The 18,821-nt window shown below is 68.0% G+C and carries 11 protein-coding genes; 8 read left to right on the top strand and 3 right to left on the bottom strand.

The genetic code is table 11. The features are described from left to right. Positions 1–42 precede the first annotated feature (42 nt). The gene (treS, locus tag K414_RS0109035) at positions 43–2,223 is read left to right on the top strand and encodes a maltose alpha-D-glucosyltransferase (protein WP_027495653.1); all 2,181 of its coding nucleotides are present in this window, start codon (positions 43–45) and stop codon (positions 2,221–2,223) included. A 41-nt stretch (positions 2,224–2,264) separates the two neighbouring features. Further along, positions 2,265–2,828 carry a hypothetical protein gene (locus K414_RS0109030; protein ID WP_027495652.1) on the top strand — a complete coding sequence of 188 codons (564 nt, stop codon included), beginning with the start codon at positions 2,265–2,267 and terminating at the stop codon, positions 2,826–2,828. Here the strand turns inward: K414_RS0109030 and K414_RS0109025 are convergent. The 3 genes from K414_RS0109025 to K414_RS29755 all read right to left on the bottom strand — a co-directional run bounded on the left by K414_RS0109025 (position 2,817) and on the right by K414_RS29755 (position 8,823). Further along, positions 2,817–4,277, bottom strand: a complete 1,461-nt coding sequence (locus tag K414_RS0109025) for a dynamin family protein (protein ID WP_027495651.1) — start codon at positions 4,275–4,277, stop codon at positions 2,817–2,819. The two genes, K414_RS0109030 and K414_RS0109025, sit on opposite strands and share 12 nt — an antisense overlap. After that, positions 4,274–6,082 carry a dynamin family protein gene (locus tag K414_RS0109020; protein WP_027495650.1) on the bottom strand — a complete coding sequence of 603 codons (1,809 nt, stop codon included), beginning with the start codon at positions 6,080–6,082 and terminating at the stop codon, positions 4,274–4,276. The genes K414_RS0109025 and K414_RS0109020 overlap by 4 nt, the downstream gene beginning before the upstream one ends. A 152-nt stretch (positions 6,083–6,234) precedes the next feature. Beyond that, positions 6,235–8,823 (bottom strand): IniB N-terminal domain-containing protein, encoded by a 2,589-nt coding sequence (locus K414_RS29755; RefSeq protein WP_027495649.1) that lies wholly within the window; start codon positions 8,821–8,823, stop codon positions 6,235–6,237. A 256-nt stretch (positions 8,824–9,079) separates the two neighbouring features. Between K414_RS29755 and K414_RS0109010 the strand changes: the two genes are divergently transcribed. The 6 genes from K414_RS0109010 to K414_RS26485 all read left to right on the top strand — a co-directional run bounded on the left by K414_RS0109010 (position 9,080) and on the right by K414_RS26485 (position 18,811). Continuing rightward, on the top strand, positions 9,080–10,825 hold the full coding sequence (locus K414_RS0109010; RefSeq protein ID WP_027495648.1) for an Hsp70 family protein: 1,746 nt from the start codon (positions 9,080–9,082) through the stop codon (positions 10,823–10,825). A gap of 7 nt (positions 10,826–10,832) precedes the next feature. Next, positions 10,833–13,304 (top strand): helix-turn-helix transcriptional regulator, encoded by a 2,472-nt coding sequence (locus tag K414_RS26490; protein WP_051365025.1) that lies wholly within the window; start codon positions 10,833–10,835, stop codon positions 13,302–13,304. A 121-nt stretch (positions 13,305–13,425) separates the two neighbouring features. After that, positions 13,426–14,592 (top strand): hypothetical protein, encoded by a 1,167-nt coding sequence (locus K414_RS0109000; protein ID WP_027495647.1) that lies wholly within the window; start codon positions 13,426–13,428, stop codon positions 14,590–14,592. Continuing rightward, positions 14,589–16,244 (top strand): Hsp70 family protein, encoded by a 1,656-nt coding sequence (locus K414_RS0108995; protein ID WP_027495646.1) that lies wholly within the window; start codon positions 14,589–14,591, stop codon positions 16,242–16,244. The genes K414_RS0109000 and K414_RS0108995 overlap by 4 nt, the downstream gene beginning before the upstream one ends. A gap of 75 nt (positions 16,245–16,319) precedes the next feature. Further along, entirely contained in the window at positions 16,320–17,618 is a 1,299-nt protein-coding gene (locus K414_RS0108990) for a S1 family peptidase (RefSeq protein WP_027495645.1), read from the top strand. 140 nt (positions 17,619–17,758) lie between these two features. Then, positions 17,759–18,811, top strand: coding sequence for a S1 family peptidase (locus K414_RS26485; RefSeq protein ID WP_161631789.1), 1,053 nt, complete (start codon positions 17,759–17,761; stop codon positions 18,809–18,811). Positions 18,812–18,821: the final 10 nt, after the last annotated feature.

The following is an 18,821-nucleotide window of genomic DNA, read 5'->3' as shown; positions in this document are numbered from 1 at the left end:
CGCCCTACGTAGGGTTGAGGAAAAGCGAGGCTACGGAGGCACATGGATCCCGAAGTGCAGCACGAACCGAGCGAGATCACCTACGACGAAAAGTTCTACCCGGCTCGGCCGAAACCGCTTCGTCCGTCCGTGCGTCGTGCGAACCGAAGTAGTGGTCCCACACCGGACAGCGAGCCGGTCGCGTCCAATCCCGAGTACGTGGACTGGCTCACCGAACAGTCGATGCTGCGAGATGCCAAGCTCATTGCCGAACAGCTGTCGGGCAAGGGCAGCATGTGGCAGAACCCGTATGCCGATCCCGATCCGCGTGCTGCCGTCGAGCGAGCACCCGTCTGGTTCACCGCCTACCCCATCTCGGTGATCAACGCTCCGCAGACCAGCTTCCTGAGCACCCTCGGTGACGAGAAGTTGTGGCAGGCGTTCTCCGAGATCGGCGTCACCGCCGTGCATACCGGACCGGTGAAAGTGGCGGGCGGCATCCACGGGTGGCGTCCCACCCCGTCCGTCGACGGCCACTTCGACCGCATCGGTATGCAGATCGACCCCGCCTTCGGCTCGGAAGAAGAGTTCCGACGCCTGTGCGTCGTGGCCTCCGCGTACGACGGCATCGTCATCGACGACATCGTTCCCGGCCACACCGGTAAGGGTGCGGACTTCCGGCTGGCCGAGATGGCCGTCGCCGACTACCCCGGCATCTACCACATGGTCGAGATCGAGCCGCAGGACTGGCACCTGCTCCCCCGTGTGCGCGCCGGTGCCGACTCGCAGAACATCGACGCCGAGGCCGAGGCCAATCTCGCTCGCGCCGGCTACATCATCGGTCAGCTGCAGCGAGTGATCTTCTATGAGCTCGGCGTCAAGGAAACCAACTGGAGCGCAACACCTCCCGTCGTCGGCATCGACGGCGTCGAGCGGCGTTGGGTGTACCTGCACTACTTCAAGGCCGGTCAGCCGTCCATCAACTGGCTCGACCCATCGTTCGCGGGCATGCGCCTCGTCATCGGCGACGCCTGCCATTCCATCGCCGATCTCGGTGCCGGTGCCCTGCGCCTGGACGCCAACGGTTTCCTCGGCGTCGAACGTCGTGCAGAGGGTCCGGGTTGGTCCGAGGGGCACCCACTCTCGGAGGCCGCGAATCACCTGATCGCCAGTGTGGTGCGCAAGATGGGCGGGTTCACCTTCCAGGAGTTGAACCTGACGATCGACGACATCAAGGCGATGGGTACCAACGGTGCCGACCTGTCGTACGACTTCATCAACCGCCCGGCCTACCAGCATGCGTTGGTCATGGGGAACACCGAATTCCTCAGGCTCACCATGACTTTGGCTCGCGATCACGGTGTGGACACCGCGTCGCTGGTGCACGCGCTGCAGAACCACGACGAGATGACGTTCGAGCTCATCCACTTCGCGACACTGCACGCAGAAGACGAGTTCGCCTACGGCGGCGAGTCGGTCAAGGGCTGCGACCTGGGCGATCGCATCCGCGGTGAACTCACCGATCGCCTCACCGGCCGCTGGGCACCGTACAACCGAACGTTCACCACCAACGGAATCGCCTGCACCACAGCCAGTGTGATCACCGCGTCGCTCGGCATCCGCGATCTCGATCGGATGGACGAGCAGGACATCGAGACCGTCAAACGAGCGCACCTGCTGCTCGCCATGTACAACGCACTCCAGCCCGGCGTGTTCGCACTGTCCGGCTGGGACTTGCTGGGCATCCTTCCGATCGCCGCCGACGAGGTCGAGGATCTCATCAAAGAGGGCGACACTCGCTGGCTCAACCGCGGCGCACACGACCTGATGGGGTATTTCCCCGACGCCGTGCGCTCGGAATCGGGCATTCCCCGTGGACGCAGCCTGTATGGGTCGCTACCGGAGCAGTTGGCCGACCCGCAGTCGTTCGCTCGGCAGCTGGCTCGAATCATCGAGCTGCGCAACAAGTACGGAATTGCCACGGCGCAGCAGATCGACATTCCGACGGTCTCGCACAAGAGCCTGCTGGTGATGGTGCACGAACTCGGCCAGGGCACCATCCAGGCCACGGTGCTGAACTTCTCGTCCGACGAGATCAGCGCAACCATTCAGTCCAAGCACCTGGTGCCCGGCACCTGCGCCATCGATGTGTTCGACGACAACGAGATCGCGACGGTCGACGAACTGCACAGTTTCCCGATGAACCTCGGTCCGTACGAGGGCGTCGCGGTGGTGCTGCGGTGAGAGAGACGACGCAGCACCGCTGACGGATAGACTCCTGCACCGTGGCCGTAGAACCGAACGATCCGACAGCAGGCCGGCCTCGGCCTGCCCGCCCGCAACCACCGCGGCCGGAGCTGTCCGTCGATCCTCTTCGGCCACGACAGGAATCCACCGCAGACTCCCGTCTGCCGAAGATCGCGACCGGACTGTGGGCGGTGACCGCCGCATTGATCCTGGCGCTGGCCGCCGTCATCGCGCTGAACTGGAACGTCGTTCTTTCGGGCGTCGAAACCGCCGTGGCTCAGCAGGATTCGACGGCAAGCGCCGCAGACGTCCGGAACACGGCGTCGGCCACCCTCATCTCGAGCGGTGCTGCCGCCGCCGTGCTGGTACTACTCGGGTTCGTCTCGTTGAACCTGCTCCGCGGCGCAGCCACGTCGTCCAAAGTCTTGATGGGCGCGGTAGGAATTCTGACCATCGGGGCGGCCGTCACGTTCTCGACCTTCGTCTCCGACGCCTCGGCCCTGCTCGGCGGCGTGCTGCAATGGGGTCCGTTCGTCGTGGCAGGCGCTGCCGCAGCCGCCACGGTCGTCGCGCTGCTACCTCGACGCCCCTCACGTCAGTGAGGCGAGAATCCCTTCGGCACTACGTGCGGCGAGGGCACACGAATTCGACGTGAACCGGTCCAGAAGCGGATGCTCCGAGAGGGATCGCCACTTACGCACCGCAGCCAGTGCCGTGTCGCGCTGCTGAGTGTGCCCCGCATCGGGCGGCAGATCGAGACGCTCGGTGGCGGCGATACCGAAGCCGCCGATGATGCGCTGCAGATCGAGCAGTCCTCCGTCGGGCAATGTCGGTGTGACCGAACGCAATCGGCCGAGCAACCGTAGTTCGGCAAACCCGTGCACGTCGGCGAGCATCCTGCCGGCTTCGGTACGCAGCGCATGCGACTCCGGCCGGAACTCCAGAATTCGTTGTAGCGCAACCAGAGCCGAGTGCAGCTTCAGCTGATCCGCACGCTGGCCGAATTGCACGTCGATCACCGATCGAAGTTCGGACAGTCCACTGCGCTCGACCAGGTCGGCCGCCAGTGTCGGCGAATCACGCACACCGAGCCGAATCAGCGTCACGGCCATCCGAATCCCGAACAAGCCGAAGCGGTCGACAATGCTGGCGCGCAGGGCGGCATCGACGGGCAGAGTGCTCTCCGCCCGCACGAACCGATCGGCCGAAAGCATCGCCAGCTGCAGATCCTCGGTCGGTACCGTCGCGAGCATCTGGAATGCGGCGAACTCGCTCTGCCGCAACGTCTCTGCTCCCAACGCCAACAGCCCTGCCACCGGGACGACGGCCTGGCACAGTCCGGTGGCTTCGAGCTCGGACGCGAACCGGGCCGCGACCTCCTTGGCCGACATCATCGCGTCCATGCGGCCCGAGCCGACCTCGTCCGCCCGGGAGACCACCCCGATTACCCCCAGTGGCCCGGAATCACCTCCGACGTGTGCCCCGATCTGCCCGAGAAACGAGACGTCCGTGGCATTGAGGGTGCGCAGCAGGTAGACCACCGCGTCGGCCCCCGACGACGAATTCTCGGGGGTCAGCATCGCCAACGTGCGCGCCGAGACATCGCGAGAGAGCGACGAGGTGCCGGGTGTGTCGATGATCGTCGTCTGCGCCAAAGTACTTGCCGGCCATTCGACGTCGAGGCGATCGACCTGCGCCGCCGTCAACGCACCGAGATCGAACGTCAGCCGCCCGTCGCGTCGTTGCACCGGAACGTTCGCCGCCCGATCGCCGTCGTACCAGGCCGTCACACTGGGTGAGACGCCATTGCGATACCACGTGACGACCTTGGTGCATTCGGTGGCGTCGGTCGGCGCAATATCCTGCCCGACAAGCGAATTGAGCAGAGTGGACTTGCCGGCCTTGAGCGATCCCGCGAGCGCGACCCGGAGCGGCTCGTCCAAACGGTAGAGACATTCGTCGAGCATCCAGGACGCCTCGGCGTCGCCGGCGTACGTCGACCGCGCTGCCGAGATCAGATCGCGCGCTCGGGCCAGTGCCGTCACGCTCATACTGCGACGTCCTTCACCAGACGCGTTGCGCGAGCATTCAATTCCGAGACAAGTCGCATGTCGTTCTCCAGCCTCGCGATCCGGGCGGTGCGATCGGTGTTGTCGGCGGCAGCGGCTTCCTGCGCCGAGCGCAACGACTCGTTGAGCGAACGCAATGTCTGCTCGGCGATCGAGGTGAAGTGATCTCGCAGCACCCGCTGAATCTGACGCAGCCGATCCTTCGACTCCTTGCCCACCTGGAAGCTGACGTCGTCGGTGAAGCGGCGAATCGCCATCTTGGCCTCGGAACGACGCGCCTTGACGCGATTCTCCTTGTCTTCCTTGTACGCCTTGGTGCCGAGCAGTACGCCTGCTCCGATCGAGATCGGATTGAGCAGACTCAGCCCGACGAACGTGGTGATCAGACCGAACATCAGTACGCCGCCGTAGGATCCACGCATTCCGACGAGCACTTTCTGCGTGATACCCACCCGACCCGACTCCAGATCGGCCAGGGACGTCACGGGCTCGAGCACATTGTCGAGATCGCCGAGATCGAGATCGGGCAGGGCCGCCGCGCCGGACGACGCGAAGTGCTCGGCCACCAACTCCGACAACCACAGCGCCCGCTCGTGCGCCCACACGAAATTGTCGCCCACCGACGCGGCAATCTGCTCTTCGAGCCATTCGCCCAGTTGCGGCCAGTCCTTCCCCGGATCCCCCTCGTCGACGGTTTCCTCGGCCTCCCGGGTGACGCGTCGCAGTCGGTCGCGCAGGTCGTGATCGATGTCCGACGCGAGATCTGCGATTCCGTCACCGAGCGTCTGTTGCCACTGCGAGGACCTCTTGTGCAGTTCCTCGGCGGCGGACTTGGCACGCTGGAGCCCGGCGACCGCGGCGGCCGCGCGCTCCGGATCCTTCAGCGCCGCAAGCTCACTGCCGAACGACAGTGTCAGGTGCTCGGTCACCGAGCGGACGTCGAGGGATACCGATGCGCGAGCCAGCACGTCGGCTCGTGCCACCACGTCGTCGCGCAGAAACGCGTACAGCTGCTGGAAGCCGGATTCGGCATTGAGTTCCTCGTCGTTCAAACGCACTGCGTGCGAACGCAACAACGACGACACCGGCAGCATCTGCACGGTGATGCCTGCACGGTCCAGATGTCCACGGTTGGCCTCGACGATCTGTCGCCAGTGGGGATACAGATCGATCTTGGTGATCAGCACCGCCACAGCCGGGCACAGACCCTGCACCTGCCGCAGGAACGCCAATTCCGGCTCGGTGAATTCACGAGAGGCATCGGACACGACGAGCACGGCATCGGCCGACGGAATCAGACCCAATGTCCCTGCCGCATGGGGGTTTCCGTGGCCACCGACTCCCGGCGTGTCGACCAGCACCAGGCCGTCGGCGAGCAGTGGGCTCGGTACCGCGATGTCCAGCCGCAGCACCTCCCGGCCCTGAGCCCGGGGACTCGCCGGAGTCACCGTGGTGATCTCTTCGAGCGGTACGTCGACCCGAATCGGTTCGTCACCGGGATTCGCGAGCACGAGCTGCGCAGAGAAGCTGTCCGCGTTGGACACCACCGTCGGAATCGCGGTGGTCTCGTCGTCGCCCACCGAGCACACCGTCAGATTCAGCAGCGAATTCACGAACTGGCTCTTGCCCTGTTTGAGGGGTCCGACCACGATGATGCGACGGCGAGGGTCGAGCACACGCGACTTCGCTGCCTCGACTCGATCGACCAGATCGGATCGTCCCGCCGATGTCGCTACCTCCGCGGTGCGATCGAGCAGCTCGGCCAGTTCCGTAGATTGCCCGTCCATACCTGTGTCTCCACAACCCATCTCGTCGACTCCCGCGAACCCAACTCGTCCCGCAGGCCGCATTCCCAAACTCTAGCGACGACTCGGCCCCGAGTGTCGTTGAACACTCGGGGCCGACTCGTCACTTCGTCACCTGATCACAGGCAACTCGATCAGGGGTTCAGCGGGTCGATGTCGTGGTCGACGGTCAGCGAGTGGCCCAGTGAATCTGCTGCCGAATCGACCGATCCGTGCAGGTTGCCGCCGGTCTCGCCGAACAGGTCCGTGCTGCTCTCGCTCTGTCCGAAGACGTCGGAGTCGACGCTCGACCAGCCCGTGCCCGATGCGTTCGCGCTGGAATCGAAGGAGCTCGCAGACTCGAAAGATCCCTCGGCTCCGGACTGCACTGCACCGGTGACCTGGCCACCGAGCTGCGCGGCGGAGTCAAACCCGCCGGCCACGGAACCCGCAGCGTCCGCACCAGCATCCAAACCCCCGGTCACCGTGGAGGCCAGTCCGCCGCCGATCGAGCCGCCGGCATCCAGTCCGCCGCCGATGTTCGACGCGATCTCGCCGCCCACCGAGGTTCCCGCGTCGACGACGCCGCCCACGGTGCCCTCGAGTCCTCCGGTGACGTTTCCGGCCAGGTCACCCGCGGCGGAACCGGCGAGGTCACCTGCCGATTCGAGTCCTGCACCGACCTGCGTACCGGCGTCGATTCCGCCGTTCACAGCGCCGGTCAGAGTGCCTTCCAGTCCTGCGCCGGCCTGCGCTGCCGCGTCGATTCCGCCGTCGACGGCACCGGTGAGAGTGCCTTCCAGTCCTGCACCGGCCTGCGCGGCTGCGTCGATGCCGGTCGAGACACCGCCTTCGACTCCACCTGCAACACCGCCTGCGATTCCGCCGCCGAGGCTGCCGAGCCCGGCCAGTCCGCCGGTCAGGCTGGTGCCCGCGTCGACGAGCCCGTTCAGTCCACCGGCCACGTCGCCGCCGACGTTGCCGACCGCCGCCAGGCCGCCGGTCACATCTGCTCCTGCGCTGCCGACGGCCGCGAGGCCACCGGTGATACCTGCGCCGACGCTGCCGACTCCGGCGAGGCCACCCGTCAGGCCGCCACCGAGACCACCGAGTCCGGCCAGGCCGCCGGTGAGGTCTCCGCCCACGTTGCCGAGTCCGGCGAGGCCGCCGGTCAGGCCGCCGCCGAGGCCACCGAGTCCGGCGAGGGTGCCTTCCACGGTGCCGGTGAGATCGGCACCTGCGGACACGGCCGTGTCGACCGCACCGGCCAGCTGAGCGCTGAGATCTGCACTCGCGCCGAGTGCGGCTCCGAGGTCGAGTGTGGCTCCGGCGTCGACGATTGCTTCGACGGCCGTGCCGAGCTGTGCACCGGCAGCGCCGCCCACACCGAACGCGGTTCCGAGAATTCCTTCGAGGCTGCCCGTGACTCCGCCGGTCAGCGCGCCGGTGATTCCGCCGGTCAGCTCACCCGTCAGCTCACCCGCCAGTTCGCCGGTGATGCTGCCACCGATGCCCAGACCGGCGCCGAGGGTTCCCTCGATGGCGGTGTCGATGGCCGTGGCCAGGTTTCCGACGACTCCGGCGTCGAGATCGAGGACGCCGCCCAGGGCACCGCTGACGACCGTGCCGATGTTGCCGCCGGCTGCGAGGAGTGCGTCCACGTCGATGTCAGCGAGGGCACCGGCGTCGAGTACTGCACCGAGTGCGGTTCCGATGGATCCTGCGATGGCACCGTCGACGGCGAAGAGTCCGCCGAGGCTGCCACCGATGCCACCGGCGATGTCGCCGACGAGCGCGGCTCCGGCTTCGGCGGATCCGCTCAGGGCTGCTGCGATGTCTGCGGTGAGGTCCGCACCGACCGTTCCGAGCCCGGCGAGAGCGCCGCCGATGCCTGCGGTCAGCGCGGTGCCGAGGCCGCCGACGATGTCCAGTCCGGCTCCGGCGTCGAGCACGGATTCGAAGACGCCACCGACGGCAGCGCCCAGTTCGGCTCCGACGGTTCCGCCGACTGCGAAGAGGGCACCGAGCGCGCCGGACAGTCCGCCCTGGATGTCGGCCAGTGCGGCAAGGTCGACTGCGCCGGTGGCACCGATCGCGGCGTCGAGGGCTGCCTGCAGCTGCGCTGCCAGGTCGGCGCTGATCTCGCCGCCGATGCCTGCGCCTGCTCCGATGAGTCCGGTGAGCGCAGCGCCGAGTCCGACCGTGCCGCCGAGAAGGCCGTCGAGGTCCAGATCGATTCCGCCACCGAGTCCGCCGCCGATGCCCGCACCGGCACCGATGAGTGCGTCGAGAGCGCCACCGAATGCGGTGCCGAGTTCGAGGCCGATCTGGCCACCGACGGCCAGAGCTGCAGCGAGAGCTGCCTGGAGCGACGCTTCGATCTCGCCCGCCACGTCGATTCCACCGGTCAGCGCACCACCTGCGGCGAGCCCGCCGCCGGCTACCGCTCCTGCGGCAATGCCGAGTCCGGCCGACAGTCCGCCGCCGAGGCTCGCGCCTCCGGCGAGTGCGCCGTCGAGGCCTGCGGATCCGCCTGCACCCAGGATGGCGGAGAGCTGGCTGCCCGCACCGGCGAACAGTCCCGACTCGGCGACCAACGGGGCCACCGCGACGATGTCTGCGTGGGTGACGCCGCCGAGGCCGGCAGCGGCCAACGTCGTCTCGGGGTTGGCGCAGTAGGCAGCAGCGGCGTTGTCGTCGCGCAGCAGGCCGAGAATGAAATCGAGTACGGCGTTGGTAGCCATGTGAGTCTCCTTGACGAGTGATGCTTCGTGGTTGATCACAAAGCTATGGTCCGCAGAGCCCCCGCCCAACGGGGACGATCCCCCTACTCCCCCGGGGGTCGCCAGGGGACTTGCATTAGGGGATCTGAGCGCTTTAGGGGATTTACCTCGTTGCACGCTCTAACCTGCTGTGAGACGTAACGAATCGGGGCACCGAGCCGACAGTGCGGGTAACGGCGGTGGGAACCAGGGCAGTGCGACAAGAAGGTGGCGGCAGATGAACGCAGGGCTCGGCATACGGATCGGAACTGTGACGGCTGTCGCCGCCCTGGATACCGACCCGGTGACCTCGGTGGTCAAGCGTTCGGCCCTCGATCTTCGTCCCGGTGCGGCCCCCAGTCTCGCCGACCTGTGGGACCGCTCGACGCGCCATCTCATCAGTGGGTTCGCCGATCGCGTCGGTGACCCCGTCGAACTGATCGACGACGACGGCCGCAGTCACCGCGCCGAGGACCTGTACGCCACCGCCACTCGTGCCCTCGTCGCCGACGTCTCCGCCGGTGTCGACTCCTCCCCCTCCCTGGTGGTCACCCACCCCACACGCTGGACCGCCTACACCGTCGAGGTGCTCGGCGAAGCGCTCGATCGCGCAGGCCTGACCGACGTCACGCTCGTTCCCGAGTCGGTCGCCACGATGCGCTGGCTCGAAGTCACCCGTGGAACCCAGTCCGACGGTCTCGCGGTCGTCTACGACCTCGGCGCGACGGCTCTCGACGTCACGCTGATGCGGACCGGGTCCGACGCAGGCGTCGTCGGAACCGGCGTTCATTCGCAGGAGTTCGGCGGCGCTCAGTTCGACCACGAGATCATGCAGTACGTACTCGACACCGTCTCGGGCAGTCAGTCGTTCGAGTTCGATCCCTTCGATCCCGACACCGTCGGTGCATTGGTCGAATTGCGCGCCCGCTGCGGCGAGGCCAAGGAACAGTTGTCCTACGACACCTCCACGTCGCTGACGGTGGACCTGCCGGGGCTGCACACCGAAGTACGACTGGTCCGCGCGGAGATCGAAGACCTCGTTCGCGCATCGCTGCTGGCCTCCATCGGCGTAGTACGTGACGCGGTCACGGCCGCAGGCCTCGAGGTCACCGACATCGATCAGGTGGTGCTGACCGGCGGCAGCTCGGCCATCCCGCTCGTCGCCGAGCTCGTCTCGACCGAACTGCGAGTACCGGTCGTGGCCGGGCCGCGCCCCGAACTGACCGTCGCGATCGGCGCCGCAATCCTCGGCAGCGACATCGCCGACGCCACCGCCGCGGACGACGCAGCAGCATTGGCTGCGGTTCCCGCCGCGACCGCCGTTGCCGCGCCGATGCCCCGTCCCACCCCGCGGCCCGCCCCGACCCCGACGGCAGTGGCGTCGGAATCGGGAATGTCCGGACGCAAGAAGGCCGGCCTAGTCGCCGGATCCGTCGTCGTGCTTGCCCTTCTCGCGGGCGGCGGACTGTCGGTCGGAACGGCCCTCACCTCGGACAACACCACTCCGGCCGAATCCAACGCCGAGATCTCGAGCACCGAGACTCCCGGCAGCACGGCCGCTGTGGCAGAAGTCGGGTCCACGACCGGGCCGACCGGTTCTGCAGCAGTCGGCTCCACGGGTGCACCCACCACGGTGGTCAACGCCGACGGCAGTGTCACCCAGATCGATCCGGCCACCGGGGCTCCTGTTGCCGGGGCACCCGTCGCCGGAGCGCCGGCCGCGGTCCCCGGCCAGAACGGGGCCGCCACCGTGCCGACCATCCCGTCGATCGCCGCACCGACGGTGCCCAACTATCAGCCCCCGGCCGTGCAGGTCCCGCAGGCACCGCAGTTCACGCCACAACCACTACCGACGTACCAGGGCCCGACCCTCGGCGACGTCGGGCAGGGCGTCGGGCAGGGCCTCGGCGGTGTCGTCGGAGGTGTGGGTCAGGGTCTGGGTGACGGACTCGGCGGGGTCGTCGGCGGCCTGACCGGTCGATAGACCGACCGTGGCCAACAGCCCATCCGCTCTCGTCGGCGTCGAGCGCGCCGATCGATTCGTTCGTGACGCGTCGTCGAGCACCGGTGTGCATGTTGTCGTCGGGGTGAACGGCTCCGGTCGATCCGCGGTGCTCGGTGCGGTCGCGGCCGCCGCGACGACGGTGCATGCGGGCAGTGTCACCGACGCGCCGTCGGGTGCGACGGTTCTGGTCGACGACGCCCATCTGTTGCCGGATCACCGCGTGGACGAGATCGCCGCTGCGGCAACCCGTTCGGACATCACGCTGGTTCTCGCCACGGCCCCGCGCCGATACGATTCCCGGATCGAGAAGCTCGTTGCGTCCGCAGGTGCCGCTCGCCTGACGCTGGTACCGCTGGACAAGACGTCGATCGCAACGCGGGCAGCCGCAGTCGCTCGGCCGATCTCCGCGTCACTGGCGAGCGCGATCGCAAAGTCCACCGGAGGGCTTCTCGTCGCCGTCGACGCGGCACTGGCCGCGCTCGGGGGCGAACGGTCCGATCCGACTCCGCTACGTGCGGTCACCGAATCCGTTGCCGAGCAGCATCGCCGAATCCTCGTCGACACCACCGACGACACCCGCGCCGTGCTGCTCGCCGCTCGCTTCGGCGTCGTCCCGGACCCGGCTACGGCGGCGCAGCTCGTGACGCGGCCGGCCGACGCGGAGACATTCGTCGATATCGCCTGCAGCTCCGGTCTTCTCGACGCCACGGGCGCGTTGATTCCGTCCGCCGAAGGTCCCCTGACCGAGATGATCGGGGAGCGTCGATGCCGGGTGCTGCTCGACCGCATCACCGAGGTTGCGGCGAAATCCGGTCTGCTCGACGCCTCGGCCGCGCGAGCGTTGGCGACGCACGGGGTCGTACGCGCAGACCTTGCTGATTTCCTTGCTGGACAAGGCGATTCGACTTCCGTAGAGTCCGCTGGCCAGCTGTACGACGCGGCAGCAGCGGCGGTATTCGACCCGTCGGCGCTCGCCGCGCGGCGGGCAGAGGTGGCCGCCGCGACCGGACACCTCGACGAGGCAGGCCGTCGCGCCGACGAGGTCCTCGACGCGGCCACCGATCACACGCAGGTCGATCTACGCACGGCAGTCAGGGTCTCGGCGTCGGTCGCCGCACAGCGCGGAATGGTCTCGCGCAGTGCGCAATTGTTCGCCTGGCTCGGGACGGATCGACTCGGGACCGATGCGGTCTGGGCTGCCCTGTCGGCCGCTGCCGCAGGCGACCGCCCGGCTGCCGACCGCGCACTGAGTGTCGTGGCATCGCTGGCACCGACGTCGAGCACGGCGTCGGGCGCGTTGCTCGTCGACGGGGTCCTCGGTTCGATCGACTCACGCAGCGCTGCGGCGTCGAGTGCGGCGACGAACGCGCTGATGCGCGCGGTCACGTTGACGGCCGCGCCGTCCGATCGTTGGTGCGCTCCGGATTCGGCAGCCGCGGTGGCCGCCCTGCATGCGGTGCACTGCGGTGATCTCGCCCGCGTCGACTCCGTCATCGCTCGTGCGCTACCCGAGCTGCGGCCGGGATCCGAGGCCCACACGCGGCTCGTTCTCATCGGCGGCTGGGCGGCCATGCTGAGAGGAGACGCCGCGCAGGCCTGCCACCTGGTCGACCCGCTCGAGATCCCCGACTCGCACGTGCGCAATCACCTGTTCCTGCACGGCATTCGGGTGGGGTTGGCCCGCAGGTCCGGGGACGCCGGATCTCTCGTCACGGCGTGGACCCAGGCGCAGAACGTCGTCGCCGCATACTCGATCGACCTGTTCTCTCTCTTGCCCCTCGGCGAATTGGTGCTGGCCGCAACACGAGTGGGCCAGTTCGATCGCGTCGAGCACCTCGTGTCGCAGGCCACGACGCTGCTCGCCGCGTTGGGCGATCCGCCGGTCTGGGCATCGGCGCTGCATTGGTATCAGGTGCAGGCCGCCATCGTGGCGCAGACGCCCGAAGCCCTGGTGCCGCACGCGAAGGCCCTCGCGTCCGCCGCTTCGACGCACCCGTACAGCTCCGCACTCGCCGCGGCGGGGCGGGCGTGGCTCGGTGTTCTGCAGGGCAGGCCCGACGCCGTCGAGGTGGAACTCTCGGCGCGCACCCTCACCGCGTTCGGTCTGCCGTGGGACGGTGCCCGGTTGGCGAGCGAGGCAGCGCTGACCGTCGCCGACACCGCCACGGCCACCTCGCTACTGCACATCGCCCGGTCGTTGCGTCAGCCCAGCTCGCATCAGCGGGAAACCGACGGGACGACGCCGCAGCCGTCGGGATCCCTGAGCGAACGCGAGGCCGAGGTGGCCGAGCTACTGGTTCTCGGCGTCACGTACCGCGAGGTGGGCAGCCGGCTCTACATCTCCCCGAAAACCGTCGAACATCATGTGGCTCGCATTCGCCGCAGGCTCGGAGCCGGGTCGCGCTCGGAACTGATCTCGATGCTGCGGGCGATGGGCTACGGAACATCGACCACCTGACCTCGGCACGCTGATGCCCCCTACTGCGGGTGTAACTGTGTGAGGATCCGAAGCGACATAACGACCGAACATCGACTCCGAGCCCAGGACAGGTAGATATCCCCATGACCGAGCAGCCCGCATGACCGAGCAGCCCGGCGGGGCGAGTATCGGCGCACCGGACGTCGGCCTCTATCTGGACGACGACCAGGCCGTTGCGGCCGTGTCGCACCCCATCGCGCCCGGCCCCTCCCTGCATCTGGCGTCCCTGCACTCGACCGTGCTCAACACTCACCCCGACGGCACCGTCTCACTCGGTGACGCCACCGACAACGACTCCGAGGCGTACACGCACTTCCTCGACGCGCTCGGCGACGGGGTCACCGGTAGCCGGGGCACCGTCTTCCCCGCCGAACAGCTGACGTCGATGGCGCTGCTGTGCCTGCTCACCGAGGTGGCGTCGTCGATCGATCTGCGCCCCGGCGATCTCGCTGCGGCCGCCACCTACCCGGCCCGCTGGACCGCCGAGCAGGTGTTCGCCCTGCGTGCGGCCATGAACGGGCACGGGTTGGCGCACGTTGCGCTCGTATCGGAAGAGGAGGCGCTGGCCGCCTGGAACTCGTCGATGCGAGCAACCATGGAGAAGAAAGACACCGCCGTCGCCGCGGCTCGTGGTGCAGCGCTTCTGGCTGCCCTGTACCCGGTCGACGCCGTCACCGAACGCCTCGCCGTCGTCGGCGCACCGACCCGCGCCGACCGTCGTCCCCTGTTCACCGCCCCACTGTTCGCCGCCGCGGCGTTCGCAGCGGCGCTGACGGTCGGTGCCGGTGTGATCGCATTTCAGCTCGGCACATCCGCCGACACCCCGGTGCCCACCATCGAGAACGCTCAGGTCGCGCCCCCGACGACGACGTCGGGAATCCGGCCGGGTGGGCCGATCGACTTCCCCACTGCCGTCGTCGAACCGGCAGCCGAACTCGTCCCCGCCGTCCCGCCCGCACCGATCATCACGCCGGAGACCACGACCACGGCTACGGACCCGACCCGAGAGCGACGCTCCGAACGCGACGCGGCCGACGTCGACACGCGACCCGCCGTCGACCTTCCGGAGGTCACCGAGACCGAGGACCCCACCACGACGCCGCCGACCGACGACGAACCGGTCGGACCCGAGCTGCCCGACGACGGACCCGCCGAGGACCCGCCGAAGCCCACCCCCGACGAGAACGCCGACGACAACACCCAGGCCGGACGTCTCGCTCCGCAGGACCGAACTCCGGCCGGAGCCACGACGGGCGGCACTCCATGAGCGGTGCCGGGCATCTCGGAATCACAATCGGCAACACCAGGTCCGTTGCGGTGTATCGCGACTCGACCGCGTTCGAACCCACCGTCGTCGTACTGCCGACGACACTGAGGTTCGACGACGACGGCCGCGCTCATCTCGGAGAGTCCGTCGACACCGCGCCGTTCACTCGTTTCGTCGATCTGGTCGGCAAGCAAGAAGATCTCGAACCCGATGCCGACGCGTATCGCGCCGAGGATCTGATGGCCAACGCCGCGAACTGCCTCGTGAGCATGTTCTCCGAGACGTCCGAATCAGCGTCCACGCCCGTCACGACGATGACGTATCCGACGCGATGGCCCCGCGAGAACATCGCTCTACTGCGCGACGCCCTCGATCACACCGGTCTCACCGACGTCGCCCTGGTTCCCGAGGCCAAGGCTGCGAGCGCGTTCGCGCAACCGAGCCCGGGGGCAGCCGTCACGGTGATCGACATCGGTGCCACCGGCACCGACATCTCGACGTATCCGGGCGGCGGCACCGAGCGAACCACCGCTGTCGGCGGCGACGTGTTCACCGATGCCCTGTTCGATCACGTGGTGACCGATCGCGAACACCTCGACCTGTCCGACTCCGCAGTTCTGGCTTCTCTCACCGGTGTCGTCGCGTCCTGCGAGCAGGCGAAACACACGTTGAGCACCGCGGACGTGGCCACGATCGCGGTGGAGCTGCCCGGCGTCTCGGATACGACGACGGTCACCCGCGCCGAGTTCGCAGACCTGATCGCGCCGACGTTGGGCCTGCTCGACGTGCCGTCGACCGGCACGGTCGTGCTCACCGGCGGCAGTGCTGCCCTACCTTCGGTGGTCGCGGACATCGGCGAGCGCACCGCAGGCGCGCTGCTCGTCGAGCCGCTCGCTGCGGCTCGCGGCGCCCTGAACATCGCCGAGATCGAGGACGTCGACGGCAACTCGTTGGTGACCGGCGCAGCGCCGGTGGTCACTCGCAACGACGGCACGGACTCGCTCGATACCGACGCGATCCCGGTGGTCGCTCCGCCGCCGCCCCTCGCATTCTCCGAAGCGATACCGGCGGTGGCACCGGTGTTCGGCCCGTCCCAGCTGCGCTCGGAGCCCATCGTTCCGGCCGGAGATCCCGATGGTTCCGACACGGCGACCCAGCAGTACGCCGCAACCGCGTTCGCCGGTGCGGCGACCGAGAACAAGAAGGAACGCAGCGAGCGCTCGCGTACCGTCACCACGATCATCGCCGGTGCCGGTGCGGGCGTGGTCATCGTTCTCGTCATCGCAGCCCTGAGTGGGGTGTTCAGCAGCGGACCCGCCACGACACCGCCCACCGTCACCGACGCCGGATCACCGGTCACCACCTCCGCGCGGGTGCCGTCTACCGCACCGACCACGACGACGGTGCCCGCGGCTGCTCCCGAGGTGGTGCAGGAGCCGACGGCCGAGGAGTACACCCCGCCTCAGCCCGCGCCCCTGCCTGCGCCGCCGCCCGCTCCGGTACCGGCCCCTGCTCCGGCTCCGGCACCGGTGGTCACGACACCGCCCCTTGCGGTGACCACCCCTCCGGAAACCACGACGCCGGCGGAAACGACGACTTCCGCCACGACAACGACCACGACGACCACCACAACGACCGCTGAAGTTCCCTGACCAGGGCGAACACTGGTTCGGTGACGCATGCCCTAGGGTGGGGCGCTGATGCCAAGCACCCGATGAAGGGATTTCATGCGTAACTCCGGGGCTCTGCGTACTGCAGTGCTGTGCTCGACGGCTTTCGTACTTCTTGCTTCGTTCTCCGGAACAGCGGCAGCCGAACCTGTGGTTCAGTCGCCCGCCGATCAGCTTCCGCGAGAGCTCGTCGATGCCGTGCAGCGAGATCTGAAGATCTCCCCGCAGGAATACCTCGATCGTGCGGCGCGTGCGCAGGAGCTGTCGGCCTACGCGTCGGACTTCCGTGCGAGCCGACCCGCCGATTTCGCCGGTGCCTGGATCGGGCCCGACGGTAATGCCGTCGTCGCCGTCACCTCTCCCGCAGCCGCGCAGGCCGTCGCCAAGGACGGCTATGCCACCGCGCAGTCGCCGGTGTCCGCGGACGGGCTGGAGAAGTCGCTGGCAGATCTGAACACGTGGATCGCCGGCCTCCCGCGTGAGATCTCGGAGCAGATTAACGGCACAGCCATCGACTTCATCGACAACCAGATCGTGCTGAATGTGGCGAACAGTCCGATCGGCAAGGCCCTGAACCTGCCGACCCTGCTGGCCAACATCAAGGTGATGCTCTCCCCCGGTGGCAACAAGCCGGCCGACCCGGCACCGATGGGCGGCGACACGTATGTCACCACCGCCGGGCCGATTGCCGACGCACCGCCGACCGAGATCAGCATCTGCTCGTTCGGCTTCAATGCCGTCGACGCCGACGGCAGCGCCGTCAATCTGACTGCGGGACACTGCAATCCGAACAAGGCCACGGGCGCCGGCGGAGCACCGGTGTACCTGCCCGATCCGGCCGACATCGCGCGCAGCTCCCAGATCGGCTCGTTCGATCGCTCCAGCCTGGGAGCGCCGGACGGCCTCGACTGGTCGGTCATCGGCCTCGACGCCGCCGGACAGAAGGCCGGGCTGGACCGTCCCACCGTTCGCGGGGCCAACGGCAGCACCGTCACCGTCACCGGAACGGCATCCCCCGTCATCGGCGCACCCGTCTGCAAATCCGGGCAGTCGTCGTCGTTCACGTGCGGAGTGGTGGCCGCCGACCGCGTCGAGACGCAGCTCTTCATGGAGGACGGCACGTCGCGCACCGTGCGCGGCTTCGCCAGCACCGCATGCACATTGGCCGGTGACAGCGGCGGGGCCATCGTCACCGGCACGATGGCACTCGGCATCACCAGCGGATCCAACAGCGGTGGAGCACCCGACTGCACCGAGGCGAACCTCGCGCTGGCGCAGTTCGGCGGCACCGCCAGCCTGGGCATTCCCATCGATCAGGTCACGAGCGCGACCGGAGCTACTGTCCGAACCGGGTAAACCGGTACGCGCGAGGCCTCCGACCCCCTATAGTTCGTGTGCGAAGTGAACGGCATCACATCGTTCGATGCCCGGGGGGGAAGGTCGTTATGCGTCGCCGTGCGTGTGCACTATCGGTCACTGCTGTCTCGTTGCTCTTCATGACGGTGGTATCCACTCCCACTGCCGTTGCGGCACCGCCCGAACCGGCGTCACTGGCCGACGCTGTGGCACGCGATCTCGGGCTCAGCCCTCAGCAGTTTCTCGACCGCGCCAACGCAGCGCGCCGGTTGGCCGAGTTCACAACCGCCGTCGGCCCGGCGGTCCGTGGTCATCTCGACGCGGCCGGGCTGCCGGTCGTCGCGGTCGCCGACGGACCGTCCCACGCGGATGTGATCGACGCGGCGACGGCGGCCGGATTCGTGATCGACCCGGCTGTATTCGACATCCCGGCCCCCGTCCTCGATGCCTTCGGTCCGCTCCTCGACCGGGTGCCGTTCGATCCCTCGCTCACCGCAGGGCCCATTCGCGCCAGTTCGTATCTCGGCGGCGACAGCTTTCTCGCCGGCACCCCGGCCGGGGCCGGTCTGCGTTGCTCACTGGGCTTCAATGCCGTCGATCCGACGCGTGGTGCCGTCAACATCACTGCAGGACACTGTGATCCGGGCGAGTCGAGCACCGGTTCCGCCGTCACGACGGGCGCGTATCCCATGTACGGCAGCCTCGTCGGCTCCAAGTTCGGCTCGTTCTATCGAACCAGCCGGGCGCACAACGACTATGCGCTCATCGACATCGACGACGGCAACATCGGGGAATTCGAGAGCAACGCGATGCGAGTTCCCGGGTCCGGCCCACTGCTGATCACCGGCACGGTGGATCCGGTCGTCGGCGCGCCGGTCTGCAAATCCGGAGCCACCACCGGATTCAGTTGCGGCACAATCCTGTCGACGAGCCAGCACGTCACCATGGGCGGCAATGTCCTGGACCGCAGCTTCTCCACGTCGATCTGCGCGCTGCGCGGCGACAGCGGTGGCCCCATCGTCAGTGGCACGCTCGCCGTGGGCATCGCGAACGCGTCGAACGTGGGCGATCAACCCTCGTGCGAGATCGCGACCGTCGTCAGCATGCTGCAGGGTCAGCGCCCGGAACTGTTCGCGACGCCGATCAACGACATTCTCGCCGAGAACCCGGGCCTGACGGTCCGTACGTCGTAGGTCGGCTCCG

Origin of the sequence: Rhodococcus sp. JG-3, assembly GCF_000482405.1 — a bacterium.
In the GTDB taxonomy this organism is placed as follows: Bacteria; Actinomycetota; Actinomycetes; order Mycobacteriales; family Mycobacteriaceae; genus Rhodococcoides; species Rhodococcoides fascians.
This window is presented reverse-complemented; position numbering and strand designations above follow the sequence as displayed.